Source organism: Centipeda sp. (in: firmicutes), assembly GCF_057271695.1.
The window spans coordinates 15,178-28,890 of record NZ_DBHIVL010000029.1 but is presented as its reverse complement, the minus strand read 5'-3'; the positions used below and the strand labels follow the sequence as shown (position 1 = coordinate 28,890).

The window sequence follows — 13,713 nt, the reverse complement described above, 5'->3', positions numbered from 1 at the left end:
AAAAGATAGACTGTTGCACAAAGATAAATTTACCTTCGTGCAACAGCCCCTTTTCGATGACTTCGATTTGGGATAATATTTTAGACGAGATAAGGCGAGATATGATGAAAAATTGTGTTTTTTCATTGCGATATGATATAACCTAAATTGCAATATCAAATCGGACAGTGGAGCATAACAGAATCAAAATTTATGACAGAAGCGTTTTCAAGGCGGCATCGAAGCATTCCCGAGGTGTCTCATAGGCAAGAATCTTGCGTGGCAGCGTATTGATCCAATCCTCTACGCGCTGCACTTCTTCCTCGCTCAAGTTCGTCATATCCATGCCCTTCGGAATGAAATACCGAACGAGTGCATTCTGCTTCTCGTTCGTTCCACGTTCCCAAGGCGCGTAAGGATGCGCATAGTACACCTTCGCCTTGGGAACAGCTTCTTGCAGACGAGCGAACTCACTCCCGTTGTCGCAGGTAATGGTACGGAACAGCTGTGAAAACTGTGCCCCATAGAGCTCTCTTAGTTTGGCAAGCCCTTCGGCAACCGCTTCTGCGGTCTTTGCACGAATCTTTATGAGATGCCTCTTTCGCTGCTTACGTTCATCAGCGGCGAGCAGGACGGCAGTTTTCTGCATACCGGATGAAGTCCTATGCTGCGTTAAATTTGGACGGTTTTCCGGAGTTCTCACGATTGCGCTCATAGCGGATTTGACCGGACTGTGCAAAATACTGCTCGTAGTACGTCCAATCGGAACGTTTCTGCGTTACCGTGCCGCGCTTTATTTCCTCGTACAAAGTGGAGCGGGCGATGCCAAGGTCTTTGGCGATTTTCACCTTGGGAACACCAAGACGCAGCATCGCCTCGATCTGCCCACGCTGATAGGCGTTTAAGGAAGCACTGATAAATTCAGCACCATCATCTTGACGCATCTTTTTTGCCCGCTTTTCGTTAGCAAATCCTCCACATAGCTTTGGCTATGCGTCCGGTTTGCTGCCTCAATCGGACGAAAAAATCTACGCCAATCTGACGGACTTCATTTTATCAGCGATTCCTATACAATTTCGTGACACCTCGGCTAGTTGGAGAATTTGCAGACGTTCTGCGGACAAAGAGATGTAGCAACATACTGCGCCTAAACGCATCCGTGCGTCCCGAAAAATAAGAGCTGCTGCACCAAGGCGTTTCACCTCGTGCAACAGCTCGATTCATTTATCCGTGCTTCCTTTATGTTACAACCTGAACTTCTGCACCTCGCTTTGCAGCTGCTGTGCCAGTTCCGCAAGCGTATTGCTGGCATCCGCAATCTCGTTCATGGTCGCCGCCTGCTCCTCTGTCGCGGCAGAGACCGTCTGCGTCTCCTCTGCCGCAGACTTCGTGATCTCCTCCACGCCTTTGAGGGATGCGACCATCGAATCCTTCGTCGTGTTGACCTCCGTGACCGCCTCCGATGCGCGGCGGATCTGATGTACGAGCTCCGTGATATGCCCCGCGACCGAACGGAATGCCTCACCCGAAAGAGCGACAACGGCAGCACCGCCCTCGACATTCTCATTCCCCTGCTGGATCGCCCGCACCGCCTCAGCGGTATCGCGCTGGATCATCGCAATGCGGTCGGCAATATCCTTGGCGGAGATGCCCGACTGCTCGGCGAGCTTGCGCACCTCCTCTGCAACGACAGCGAAGCCGCGTCCTGCCTCCCCTGCACGCGCTGCTTCAATCGCAGCATTGAGCGCAAGGAGGTTCGTCTGCTCCGAGATGCCCGAGATTGTATCCACGATCGAGCCGATCTCGTCGGACCGCTTGCCGAGCGCCTCCACAACGGCGGCAGCAGCACTGACCTGGTCGGCAATGCTCTGAATCTGGGTGACGGCATTCTCTACCTGCTTCTGCCCTTCCTCCGTTTGCTTGCCGCTCTCCTCTGCGAGACGATAGACGCGCTCCGCCCGTTCGGAAAGCTGCGCGATCTTCGCCGTCATATTGTCTGCAGCCCCTGACAGCCGCTCCACCATATCCTGCTGCTGTGCCGAGCCCTCTGCCATGTGAACCGTATTGTCCGCAACCTGCGTGATCGACTCCAACGTCTGATGCGAGCTTGCCGTCAGCTGCTCCGCCGACGCTGCCACCGTCTCAGCAGAACGAGAGACATTTGACATGACATCGTGCAGATGCTCCTTCATGCGGTTCGCGCTGCGGGCAAGCTGTCCAATCTCATCTGCAGATGTCTCGTCCAGATTCGATCCGCGCAGATCTCCCTCGGCAATCCTGCCCAGACCCGCCGTCAAATCACTGATGGGTGTAATCGCACGCCCGAGAATCACATAGGAGAGCAGGCTCATGATGACGATGACCGCCACGGCAGCAAACCCGATCTCCATGAGAAAACTGCTCCGCACATCATCCATGACACCGCGATCGACCCCGACAAAGATCATACCGACCGCCTGCTTGCTCTGATTGTACAGCGGCACATAGGCACTCATATATGCCTTGCCGAGAATCTCCGTGCGCCCCGTGTATTTGCTGTTCCCCTTCAGCACCGCCTCGGCAATCTTGGGATCTGCCTTCGTCCCAACGTTGCGCTCGCCCTTATCATTTTTGAGGTTCGTTGATATGCGTACATCCTCGGCAAAGAATGTAACGTACCCCTGACAAACCTCACCCAGCTGATCGGCAATCTCCTGATTGTCGCCAAATCGGTGATCGCCCTTGTAGAGAGCACCTCCCTCGACGTACCAGCCCCCCGGGAAACGCGCATCCATGACGGACTCCACCATCATGGCGTTCGACTCCGCCTGCATCTGCAATGCCTGATCAAACCCCTGATCTGCGCTGCGCCATCCGATGAACGCAATGCACGCACAGACAAGGATGATACAGGCATCCACAAACAGGACTGCCTTCAGCTTCAATCCCATAATCAACATCCTCCCCATTCTACGACCGTACCGTCTGCTCTCTGACAGCACATAGGAAACACGAATCCATCCCGCCCTTTCGCGGGCAAATTCTCCACACAGCCCTGCTGCACTTTGACTTCTTCCAGCGAAAAACGATAAATCTGTGCCAATTTAAGGGCTTGTTTTATCATATTTCCCTGAAAAAATACAATTTTGATACTCTAATGATTATATACCTATCATTTTTTTTTGTAAAGGAGATTATTGGAAGCACTGATAAAAGGGCTGCTGCACGAAGCCCCCTTCGCACAACAGCCCCATACTGCATAATCACTTCATCACACGATTCATGAGCGTTTGGAAATCGTCCACACAGTCATAGACGACAGCATCGCTTAGCTTTTCAAAGAGCCGCTTTACGCAGGCGATCTTTGCCTGCTCGATGGGACGCTGCTGCAGCGTGGAGAGCGAGCCCTTCGTCTCCGCGACGAAGTAGATATGCTTCACCGTTCCCTCATGAAAGACAATCGCCCAGTCCGGCGCATAGCTGCCGACCGGCGTCGGGATCTTGAACCCACGCGGAAGTTTCGCATAGCAGAGCACCTCCTCCTGTCCGTCCATCGCCTTGGCGAAACGCTCCTCCACCTGCCCGTCGGGAAAGAGATACTTCTGAATCGCTCGCTTCGCCTCGTACGCCTCCGCGAGCGGACGCCGCTCCGTCATAAAAATACTCGAATCATAGCTGCCCGCCCCCATATTGTAGGTAATGTGATCGATCACCGTCGTCGCCTTCTGCTCGAGATTGCACTAAACATAAGATATCCTCCTTCATAGTGCCATGAAGTCTAAGGAGGGTTGATAAAGTGAAGTCCGTCAGATTTGTGTGGTCCTTCCTGTCTGATTTTCCAACAAGATCGTGTAAAAATGATGCGTTAAGATGGTCGAGCTTGATTTATCAGCACTTCCCCAAGAAAATATACACGCTCGCTCATCATACTTCCTGAAGATGTTCCCTGATCGAACAGGCAATTTCGTAAGCAAGATTGACAGGGACGGCATTGCCAATCATTTTATAAGCATCGTTCGTACTTGTATATATAAACTGAAAATCATCCGGAAATCCTTGAATACGGGCAACTTCCCTAATGGTCATGCGGCGATACAGATCCTCTTTCCCTTCTACAAAACGACAATCATTCTTTCCAACCTTTATCATTTTAGGAGCTTGTGGATGAAGTTGGCATTGCCGCCCCGATGCCTGCACAGTAAATGCCTGCTCATCCCACGATTTCGTCCTATTTCTGCTCATAAAAATAGGAGAATACGCACCGACAAAATATTCATTGTTATTTACTGCGTCTGGATTGTGCTTGTTTTTAGCAGCTGCGGGAACTGCTGTTTTTTGCAAATCCCAAATAACATCACGTAACGTAATTTTATTTTCGTCATTTTGGGTTGATCCCTGCGGAAAGGAAAAAGAAATATGTAAATCTTTTCTAAACCCTATGTAAAATACGCGTTTCCGTTCTTGTGCTACGCCGTAGTCTTTGGCATTCACCAACGTCAAGGAAACATCGAAGCCACATTTTTCAAAAAGAGATAATATGTTTTTTACAGCTTCTGAGTTCCTATTTGCAAGCATTCCACTAACATTTTCTGCCAGAAAAAATTTAGGTTGTTTATCACGTAGAATGCGAATATAGTCATAAAACAATTTACCACGTTCATCGTTAATACCACGCAGTGCACCGGCTTCTGACCATGACTGACACGGTGGTCCGCCGATAATACCATCAATGTTATCCGGAAAATCCGCCTCTCTTATATTGCGAATATCTCCTTTGATCAAATGTGTTTTAGGATGGTTGACGATAAAGGTTTCCCAAATCGAGCAATCAAATTCATTCGCCACAGGAATTTCAAACCCTGCTTTTTCAAATCCCAAATCCAACCCGCCGCAACCACTAAAAAGACTTATTACTTTCATGGTATCTCCCTATTGATAAAATGTTATGAGTTTCGCTTGTTTCAGTCTTGCCGGATTATCGGGGTCTTTGATCTTTACATCCTGTATCATTAGAGCAGGTATTTCTTTGGCGAGTAAAATCAATTCGTTTTTATTTGGCAATATTTCCCATTTAACGGAATTTATTAAGCACATAAAAGTCAAGCTCTTACTCATGTCCCTATGATAAATATAACTAAATACCCTCCATGGATTTTCTATTCCCCACATTCCTCTGACACGCATATACGTTATCCCCAGAGGATCGACACGGTTAATGTGTCCCAACTCTCTGCTCTCAGCAAATTCGACTCCCGGAATAGATTCTACTCCCGCTTTGATTGTACTTTTTATGCGGCGATAACATTCATCTGAAGCACAATAATCAAGCCCATAAACCATAGATAAATGTTTCAGCATATTTGCTTTTACAACGCCTACAACATAAATTAAGTCCTTCTCCGTTCAGTCTTCAGCCATTTTGCAAGCTGTTGAAATCATCGGATTTGAGGAGCGCAATGTATGTTTTGGATAGCTGCTGTTTAAGGCTAAAGCGGCATTATCCGTTTCTATCTTTTTTACTTCAATCGCATCGCCGCCACTTAACATAGCATCGGGCGGATTCGAGTTATTCCCCAAATAAGAGAAAATCCTACTAATGCGTTCCATGCGCTCCGTCTCGCTCAGATTGAAAGAGTTCGCAAACATATCTTTGACATATTCTTCCAAGGCGTCACCTGCATTATTCGCACGATTTTTTCCCTGATAGCAGGAAACAAGCTCTGTTACAGGATTTTGAACAAAGTTCATGATCGCATCTATGATGTCAGCCCTCATCGTAAAATCCACCTTTTTGTTTCAAACGAAATACTACATACTCCATTGTATCAAAATTTCATTTGTCGGTAAATCTGCCCTTCTTCCCGTAGTGCTCCATGAAATGCTCCGCCGTCATCTCAAAGGACTTCTTCACGCCCTCGCGGATCGCGATGCTCGGCACCACCACGATGAACTTGCTCCAACCATAGCGGCGATTCAGCTCAAACATCGTCTTGATATAGACATACGTCTTGCCCGTACCCGTCTCCATCTCCACATCGAGCGCACACGCACCGAGCGGAGATGAGAGTGTCTCCGAGAGACAGAGATTACGCGCACTCTGCACCCTGCGAATATGCGCGAGCAGCTGATCCTTCGTCAGAGCCAGCACTTCATTCCGAAAGCCATCATCCGACGCCGCATCTACCCCCGTGTACGCCCCGTCGCGATAGCTCTCCTCCACGCGGAGCAGATTGCCCTGCGCCGCACCCGTCCCCACATCGCGCCGATAGTCCGTATGCGCCTGATACGGCTGTCCCTCGAACACGCTGACAACCGCCTCCACCGCATCCGTCTGGTACGGCTGCACCGTAAAGTGAAACTTCATCAGAGATCACCCGTATTCTCATATTCTGTCAAACAGCGCTCCAGCTGCCGGATCAGAATGGGCAACTGCGTCAGCAACTCCTCTTTTTCAATGTCGTTTTTTCGGATATATTCCTGCAACTGAACAGCATAGTCATAGATCTTTTGAACCCTTTGCCGATCCGAATACTTCATGCCACCAAAACCTTTTCTTTCATAATCGTTTGATAGAAATTACTGTCCGGGTTGACCTCTGCGATTTCAAAAACATCCACGTTTTTCTTGAGCACCTCGCGCAGCTCCTCCGCCAAGGCAAAAATCATCGTTCGCCGAAACATTTCTCCACCAAAAACAAGAAAATCCAAATCGCTATTCTCGTCCGCTTCCCCGCGTGCGTACGAACCAAACAAATAAATTTCCTTCACACGGTATTTATCAGCAAGCGGTTTCACCGCCGCGGCAATCTGTTCCATGGTAAATACAGACGTTTGCATCATGACTCCTCCTGTTCATAATGATTCATAGCGCTTCCCGAGGGGTGTTACACTACAGCACCCGCCGCACCGTCGCAGGACTGTACGCCGCAAAGAGCTGATCGAAATTCGTGAGAGCACTGTCGTCCGCCATCGAGGCATCACGGAACACCGCATAGTAGGGCTTTCGCTTGGCGATTGCCGTCATCGCCTCGTCCGTCACCGCGCGGTCAAAGCACGCGAGGAGGAACCCGTCCGCGACATTAAAGACGCATTTCCCTGCGACCTCCTCCACCACAATCGACGCCGAGAGCAGGATGCCGAGATCGAGCATCGTCTGAACAAGCAGATCCTCCGGCGTGCGATCCGCCTTCACATTGTCCACCTGCGCGAAAAGCCCGTCCTGCGTCACGGCATCAGGCGCGTAGTAGACATCGGTCATATTGCTCGTATCGAGCCGCAGACAGCGGAATCCGAGGTCAAGCCCTGCCGCCTTCTCGCCCGCCTCAGCCGCAATCTTCGCCCCTGCACGGCGAATGCGCTCCTTGCCGATCTCGCAGATATTCCGATAGCCCGCCTTTGCCGCCTCGCTCTTCTCATCTGTCACCTCGGGCAGCTGCACCATGATGAACTTCCTAGCCCCTCCATCCTCGGCGTTCAGTTGCATTACGGCGTGGGCGGTTGTCGCAGAGCCGGAGAAAAAGTCGAGGATAAGAGCGTTTTTATCGACAAAGGCTAACATACGCTTTATCGTTTCCGTTAATTTCGCTGTTTCAAACACCTTTGTATCAAATAGCTGGTTTATTTCATGAGAACTCCCAACCAGTAAATCCATCCATGAATTATTTAACACCACGCTATCCGTTGGTGCAATATAATGCTCCGCTTTTCCTGTCGCTGATTGCCTTAGTAAATCTATGTCTTTACCTTGTTTGGCATACCATTCATCTACAATTTCAGTGGGCACAGGAGCATTCTTGTCTTGTCCCGTTTCCGCAAGCATTCGCTGATAGTTTTTTATCGCCTGATAACTACGTTCCTTACTCCACCGCCATTGTCCCTGTTCAGGCGTATGCCCAAACAGTTCATAGCGCATGGTCGGTCGATCTGTCCCACGCCAGTGATTATTCCATGCTCCTGCTCTCTTTTCATCCAGTGTTCTCATTTGTTTTGGAAAACGATATTCACTATTTCGCGTATATAACAGGATATACTCTACGCCCTGTCCCAATTTATCCCACGATTCAAATTGTGCTTGCAAAGATTTTGCACCGCGCCGAATCGTAATTTGATTGCGAAAGTTAGCTTCACCAAAAACCTCGTCACAGACTTTTCGCAAATTATCCAGTTCCTCATCACCAATACTGATAAAAATAACCCCATCCTCCGCAAGCAGACTCTTTGCCACCTTGAGACGCGGATAGATCATATTCAGCCAGTCTGTATGGAAACGTCCGTTGCTGTCCAGATTCTTTTTGAAATCATAGACCATATTCCCGTACTCATCATAGGGAACATTCGCCGAAACGAAATCCCCGCCCTCCATCGCAAAGTCATCATCGTACACAAAGGCATCGTTCCCGGTATTATACGGCGGATCGATATAGATCATCTTCACCTTGCCGAGGTACGTCTCTTGGAGCAGCTTCAGCACATCGAGATTGTCCCCCTCGATGTAGAGATTCTCGCTGTCAAACGCGCCCGCCGTGCCGTCGCGCCCGACACTGTCCGCCACGATGGGACGGAGCGTTGCCGCAATCGGCGCATTCGCCGCGAGGATTGCCTGCCGCTTGTCCGGCCATGTGAACGCATAGCGCTCCTCGCGCCCCTCCACGATCTCACGCGAGAGCTCCTGCCGCAGCACATCGAAATCAATCGCCTGCACGAGCTTCCCATCCCGCATGACCTCCGTCAGGGCGTTCGGGAACAGCCGCCCCACCGCCTCCACATTCACCGCCACATTGTCCCTGCTGTGCATCTTCAGCTTATCCATCCTAACACCTCACAAATTAAGAGTAATCGTAGAATTTGCCACCCTCTGCTCGTCTCCAACGGGTGTTGTATAGAAGCGTTGTCCAATACCATATAAAAGCATTTTTAAATCCTTGTTGGAGCTAATTGCAAATTGTTGACCTTCCACGGAAAGATTAGGGCAATATTCTTTGATATAAGAAAATATCTTCTCCCTATCCTCTTGTTTCATATTTGAAAACTGATCCACTGCTTGTGCAATAAGTTTTCGATTCGTTTTTTTAACCTTATCGGTTTCAAAGCCATCCATAAGAATTATAAACGAATTCGATAAGAACTCCTTTACTTCCTGATCGGTAGCTTCTCGATACAATATTGCCATACCCTTAAATATCATAGATGCTGTCTCGAACCTTTGAAAATATAATAAGTCTTTCTGAGGCACATAGATTGCATCTGGATAATCATTAAGCGCTAATACCCCTGCATCAGGAACATATCGGAATTTTCCACCAAACTCCCAAATATGCTTTTTTCTCACCAGCTTAGCTTTCGTAACCCTTTGAAAAAATATGCCGTTATCATTCTTTGCAAACAAAAAATCTATATTTCCGTATTCCTCTTTTTTCAAACTATCGTAATCAACTGTTTCCCAAGCTCCACTTGTTATGTCAATGCTAAACCTTTGTTTCGAAAACTCCGGTATCATAAACCATTCTCCAGGATCTAATTTGGCACCTGGATTGTATGAAACTGCATCTATAATTAAGTATTCTATATTGCTATATATATCATCTTTTGTAGACAACACCTTTCGATATTTATTGCTATTTCCACGTATTCTTAACTTAGCAAAAACATGTGTCATTTCCTTTCCTCCTGCCTAATTACTAAATAGGTTGTATCATTTAATCTTTTAAGATGTTCGAATGACATCTCCTTTCGATTTCGAATAACATTCCCGCGAGCAATGATAAATATTCTTGTCCTCTCTTTTGTAAGGACATGATAGTAATGATACCCCAATAGTAAATATAACGGGTTAAAGTATTGTGTCTGGGAAAACCACGTAAATACAAAAACGATTCCATATAGAAATCCCATTGTAATATTATCCGGTACGGATAGCGAAACAAAAAAATACCCTAAGTACACAGGAAGAAATTCATTATCCGCCAAAGAACTCTCCTGGCAACAAGTCAACGAGTCATCATCCAGCCATCTTGCACATATAAGTGCTAAAAAAGACAAGATTATTGGAATAAATAGAAGAGCTAGTCCTGTTTCCAAGATCGAAACATCATAAATCTTACACTGCGACTTAATTCCATAAACAACGAGCATCCATGATGTAGCATTTAGTGTAAGAAGAGCTCTATAGCACCAGTCCATAATAATCTCCAGACATCTACAACTCTATCATATTTTGCAGCGCCCGCAGCTGCGTGACGAGCTCAAATTTTTTCTTCGGCTGTTTCTCCCGTCGGATCTTCGCCTCGAGCGCGGCAATCTGCTTTTCGATCCGTTCTCTGCGGCTCTGCTCTGCGACGCTCTCCCTGAGGGTCGATGTCGGCGCATCTCCGAGCGCACTGCCCGCGATCCTGCGGACGAGATTCTCATAGACGGCATCCATCGACAGCCCCTCAAGCCGCGGGATGGCCTCTCCCACAGGCATCCAGTCCGTATAGTAGTACCGCTCCACCCGCACGCCCGTGCTCTTTGCGTCGGGCGTTTCTTTGTAGGCAACAGCAAGGCGCATCCGATCCTCCCACACGAGGACAAAGAGGATATGATAGAGCGTTGTGAGGTAGATCATCTCGGGTGCGTGCTCGGCGTAGACGGTGCTGATGTTCTCGATAACGGCATCCGTCACGTCCTGAAGCTTCACGGGATCGTTCCAGAGTTCGTCAAAGGTGCGCATATACATCTGTGTCGCCTGCGGCTCGTCCATCCACTGCACGATGTTATAGGCGTTGTTCCCGCGCTCGCAGCCGAGATCCACGGTCGTAAAACCGCTCATTGGGACATAGCGCTCTGCTTCTCGGCAGAGGAGGTCGTCATAAAGCCCATCATCTGCTCGCCGCCGGTGTTGGATTTGAAGTGCGCCTTGGCACGGATCCAGTCCGCGCACTCCTTCGCAATCGCGCGCTGCGTCATCTCGTTGCGCAGGCGCACCTCGAACTCCGTGCCGTAAAGACTCGTCTCACGCGAGATGCGCGGGATGTAGAACTCGCGCTTCTCCTTTGCCGCCTTTTCCCGAATGAATGTGGGCGAGGTGAAGAGGAAGCGGAACTCCTCCACGGACGCCGGCTGCTCGCGCAGCTCCTGATACGCATACATGGAGAAACACGCCGCCGCAATGGACACCCTGCTGCCGCGCACAATCTCTGCCCGCAGATCGTCGCGCACTGTGTTTGTGATGTTATCGAATATCTTCACTCTGCTCCACCAAATCTTTCCCATAGAGATTGGCTCGATCAAACTTTTGTCCCTATTATAACATATTTCAAAGAAATCAAAAGATACGTCTTCGTTTTTGAGTTGCTTCTCAGAACGGCTCGTGCATCGGCAAAATCATAAGTATCATCTTCCGGAAGAAGTGTTGTATTGTATTTGCTTCACTTTCGCGTTATAATTCAAAAAAAGTAGGTTGGTACTGTGTCTAAGGAAGCAAAAATGCGGGGCAGATATCCAAAAAACTCCATGATGCCCTGCAAATATTCTGTGCGGAAAAATCGCTGCCCGAGAAGTATCGGGCTCATGCCCATGTCCTCGTGGGCGATTTACGAATTGGAGCTGTGTTCTACAAGAATGGAGAAGTTATGGTCAACCTGTTTCACTATGCGACGAGCGAGCTCTCGCAGGACGCTTTTATCTGCTGGCTGCTGGCACACGGGATAAAGAAGCATCAGGCGGAAGATCCCCTGCTCTGCGCCTGTGCGTTGGACTTCATACATCGTGTGCCGGGTCTCGAACACGCGACGGAGATCAAGGAGATCCGGCAGCAGTACAGGAACATCGATGTGCTTGTCACGGTGGGCAATATCCACGTCATCATCGAGGATAAGACGTATACGAACGTCCACGGCAACCAAATCGATGTCTATACCAACGCACTGATTCAGAGCGGTGTACCAAAGGAAGATATCCGCACGGTCTTCTATAAGATCGTAGAGCAGTTCCATGAGGAGGATGTTGACTGCGCATTTACGCGTGCGAATATTTTGGAGATGTTGCGAAAGTACAAGGACTGTAATAGTGATATTTTCCAATCCTATCTCGCCCATTTGGAGGAAATCGAATCCAACACGGCAGCGTTCAAAACCCGCCCCATCGAGGAGTGGAAATACGAGGGCACACGCGGCTTCTTTGCCAATCTGCAAAAAGAGCACGCGGACTACAAGATCAATGGCTGGGGCTATGTGAGCAATGCCTCCGGTGGATTTATGGGCATGTGGTTCCATCGCCTCGATGACGAGCCGACGCTGAAGGCGATGGACATCTACGAACACATCGAGGATATTTACCTGCAATTCGAGAACGATATCGCCTTCTCCGGGAGCGGGGAAGACGCGGAGAACGCGGCAGCCTACATACTCGCCGTAAAGGTGCGGGCAAACGCTGACGATCCTAAGGACAACCATCGCAGAGCCTCTGAAATCCGACGCGAACTCTATGAGTCGCTCAAAAAGAAACTGCCGGATTTTAAGAAAAAGACCTTCCGTCCCGGTGTCTATATGACGGTCGGCTATCTCACGTACAACGAGAAAAACTATGATGCCCGCGTCACCGAGGTCAAAGCTGCGCTGGACGAGATCGCAGCGGAATGGTCGCAACGATAAAGGAATCGCTGATAAAATGAAGTCCGTCAGATTGGCGTAGATTTTTCGTCCGAACAAGGAGGCAAACCAGACGCATAGCAAGGGCTATGTGGAGTATTTGCCCTCCAGAGAGGGCGAAAAAGATACGCCAAGATGGCAGTGCTGAATTTATCAGTGCTTCCATAAGCATTATATCATATTCTCGTGCACAAAAAGAGAAGGTTCGCGCATTTTTCATCCTTCAGGCGCGGTTGTCGGCGCTTGGCACAGGTGGAGGAAGCACGGTACATTCACGACCGTCCTCGGTACGCAGTCTAAGGAGGCATTGGATGGAACGCGCAGCTCCTTTTTGCACCCATCACACTGATACGAAATTTGCATCATATGTTTTCTTTTGCTATACTTCCTCCTGATAAAACAAATGTTTGAAGGAGGAATGTCATATGTACGAGAACAACAAGGGAATCGCTGATAAGAGGTCGTCTGTCGGATGGGCACCCAAGTACGCCGCACTCACGAAGGCGGAGGAGGACGCACTCATCACGCGTGCCGTGCGCGGCGAGGCACAGGCGATGACGGAGATGCACGCGCGGTATCGCGGGCTGATCGTCAGCGAGGCGCACGCCTCGTACCTCAGGAACGCGGCACTTGCGGCGGATGCGGAGAACATCGCCGTGCTCGCCTTCATCGAGGCACTGCACGACTACGACCCGAAGCACGGCGCACCGTTCGCGGGATTCGTCAAGGCACGCGTCCACCACGCACTCTACACCGAGTTTCGCCGCGAGCGTCGGCTCTGGGAGCGGACGTGCCACCCCGAGCAGAGTGCGGAGGGGCGCGACGTATGGGAACGCTGCGGCGGCACGGAGGACATGGCGGAGCGTGCGGATCTGCGCCTCCTCGTGCGCGGGATTCTGCGCAGCGTCATGCACCGCCTCACCGAGCGTGAGAAGGAGATTTTGAGCCTGCATTACTTCCGCGACCTCACCCTGCGCCGGATCGCCGTGCTCCTCGGAACATCGGCGAGCGCCGTCTCCAAGAGCAAGGCGAACCTCCTGCGGAAACTGCGTGCAGGGGCAGAGGTAGAATGTGCGTGGTGCTGAGTGAAAATTGAGGGCTTCCCTAGGGCGCACTAGGAGTTTTCCCCA

The 13,713-nt window shown here is 49.7% G+C and carries 13 protein-coding genes and 2 pseudogenes; 2 read left to right on the top strand and 13 right to left on the bottom strand.

The features are described 5' to 3' along the window. Positions 1-190 precede the first annotated feature (190 nt). From ACO6BQ_RS06230 to ACO6BQ_RS06170, 13 genes and pseudogenes are all read right to left on the bottom strand, one after another. Positions 191-923, bottom strand: a pseudogene (locus tag ACO6BQ_RS06230) (IS30 family transposase). Between the two features lie 300 nt (positions 924-1,223). Then, the gene (locus ACO6BQ_RS06225) at positions 1,224-2,909 is read right to left on the bottom strand and encodes a methyl-accepting chemotaxis protein (protein ID WP_489120042.1); all 1,686 of its coding nucleotides are present in this window, start codon (positions 2,907-2,909) and stop codon (positions 1,224-1,226) included. 312 nt (positions 2,910-3,221) lie between these two features. After that, positions 3,222-3,671, bottom strand: coding sequence for a restriction endonuclease (locus tag ACO6BQ_RS06220; protein WP_489120041.1), 450 nt, complete (start codon positions 3,669-3,671; stop codon positions 3,222-3,224). 211 nt (positions 3,672-3,882) lie between these two features. After that, positions 3,883-4,878 carry a DNA cytosine methyltransferase gene (locus ACO6BQ_RS06215; RefSeq protein WP_489120040.1) on the bottom strand — a complete coding sequence of 332 codons (996 nt, stop codon included), beginning with the start codon at positions 4,876-4,878 and terminating at the stop codon, positions 3,883-3,885. Positions 4,879-4,887: 9 nt separating this feature from the next. Then, positions 4,888-5,733 (bottom strand): annotated as a pseudogene (locus tag ACO6BQ_RS06210) (NgoPII family restriction endonuclease). A 58-nt stretch (positions 5,734-5,791) separates the two neighbouring features. Further along, entirely contained in the window at positions 5,792-6,322 is a 531-nt protein-coding gene (locus tag ACO6BQ_RS06205; protein WP_489120039.1) for a DEAD/DEAH box helicase family protein, read from the bottom strand. Beyond that, positions 6,322-6,495 carry a hypothetical protein gene (locus tag ACO6BQ_RS06200; protein WP_489120038.1) on the bottom strand — a complete coding sequence of 58 codons (174 nt, stop codon included), beginning with the start codon at positions 6,493-6,495 and terminating at the stop codon, positions 6,322-6,324. The genes ACO6BQ_RS06205 and ACO6BQ_RS06200 overlap by 1 nt, the downstream gene beginning before the upstream one ends. Further along, on the bottom strand, positions 6,492-6,797 hold the full coding sequence (locus ACO6BQ_RS06195) for a nucleotidyltransferase family protein (RefSeq protein ID WP_039957294.1): 306 nt from the start codon (positions 6,795-6,797) through the stop codon (positions 6,492-6,494). Before ACO6BQ_RS06195 ends, ACO6BQ_RS06200 begins: the two co-directional genes overlap by 4 nt. 49 nt (positions 6,798-6,846) lie before the next feature. Further along, a complete protein-coding gene (locus ACO6BQ_RS06190; protein WP_489120037.1) occupies positions 6,847-8,766 on the bottom strand; it encodes a site-specific DNA-methyltransferase in 1,920 nt (639 codons plus the stop codon). Positions 8,767-8,775: 9 nt separating this feature from the next. Then, complete coding sequence (locus ACO6BQ_RS06185) at positions 8,776-9,612, bottom strand: hypothetical protein (protein WP_489120036.1); 837 nt, start codon at positions 9,610-9,612, stop codon at positions 8,776-8,778. Then, positions 9,609-10,136, bottom strand: a complete 528-nt coding sequence (locus ACO6BQ_RS06180) for a hypothetical protein (RefSeq protein WP_489120035.1) — start codon at positions 10,134-10,136, stop codon at positions 9,609-9,611. Before ACO6BQ_RS06180 ends, ACO6BQ_RS06185 begins: the two co-directional genes overlap by 4 nt. Positions 10,137-10,152: 16 nt before the next feature. Beyond that, positions 10,153-10,764, bottom strand: coding sequence for a DUF4391 domain-containing protein (locus ACO6BQ_RS06175; protein ID WP_489120034.1), 612 nt, complete (start codon positions 10,762-10,764; stop codon positions 10,153-10,155). Continuing rightward, positions 10,761-11,183 carry a hypothetical protein gene (locus tag ACO6BQ_RS06170; RefSeq protein ID WP_489120033.1) on the bottom strand — a complete coding sequence of 141 codons (423 nt, stop codon included), beginning with the start codon at positions 11,181-11,183 and terminating at the stop codon, positions 10,761-10,763. Before ACO6BQ_RS06170 ends, ACO6BQ_RS06175 begins: the two co-directional genes overlap by 4 nt. 359 nt (positions 11,184-11,542) lie before the next feature. On the opposite strand from ACO6BQ_RS06170, the gene ACO6BQ_RS06165 reads away from it, so the two are divergent. Both ACO6BQ_RS06165 and ACO6BQ_RS06160 read left to right on the top strand, forming a co-directional pair. Beyond that, complete coding sequence (locus ACO6BQ_RS06165; RefSeq protein WP_489120032.1) at positions 11,543-12,586, top strand: PD-(D/E)XK nuclease family protein; 1,044 nt, start codon at positions 11,543-11,545, stop codon at positions 12,584-12,586. 422 nt (positions 12,587-13,008) lie between these two features. Next, positions 13,009-13,668, top strand: a complete 660-nt coding sequence (locus ACO6BQ_RS06160; protein WP_489120031.1) for a sigma-70 family RNA polymerase sigma factor — start codon at positions 13,009-13,011, stop codon at positions 13,666-13,668. Positions 13,669-13,713: the final 45 nt, after the last annotated feature.

Coding starts and splice junctions, on each gene's coding strand:
- ACO6BQ_RS06215 (WP_489120040.1), bottom strand. CDS start 4,878: ATGAAAGTAATAAGTCTTTTTAGTGGTTGCGGCGGGTTGGATTTGGGA.
- ACO6BQ_RS06185 (WP_489120036.1), bottom strand. CDS start 9,612: ATGACACATGTTTTTGCTAAGTTAAGAATACGTGGAAATAGCAATAAA.
- ACO6BQ_RS06225 (WP_489120042.1), bottom strand. CDS start 2,909: ATGGGATTGAAGCTGAAGGCAGTCCTGTTTGTGGATGCCTGTATCATC.
- ACO6BQ_RS06175 (WP_489120034.1), bottom strand. CDS start 10,764: ATGAGCGGTTTTACGACCGTGGATCTCGGCTGCGAGCGCGGGAACAAC.
- ACO6BQ_RS06200 (WP_489120038.1), bottom strand. CDS start 6,495: ATGAAGTATTCGGATCGGCAAAGGGTTCAAAAGATCTATGACTATGCT.
- ACO6BQ_RS06160 (WP_489120031.1), top strand. CDS start 13,009: ATGTACGAGAACAACAAGGGAATCGCTGATAAGAGGTCGTCTGTCGGA.
- ACO6BQ_RS06195 (WP_039957294.1), bottom strand. CDS start 6,797: ATGATGCAAACGTCTGTATTTACCATGGAACAGATTGCCGCGGCGGTG.
- ACO6BQ_RS06190 (WP_489120037.1), bottom strand. CDS start 8,766: ATGGATAAGCTGAAGATGCACAGCAGGGACAATGTGGCGGTGAATGTG.
- ACO6BQ_RS06205 (WP_489120039.1), bottom strand. CDS start 6,322: ATGAAGTTTCACTTTACGGTGCAGCCGTACCAGACGGATGCGGTGGAG.
- ACO6BQ_RS06180 (WP_489120035.1), bottom strand. CDS start 10,136: ATGGACTGGTGCTATAGAGCTCTTCTTACACTAAATGCTACATCATGG.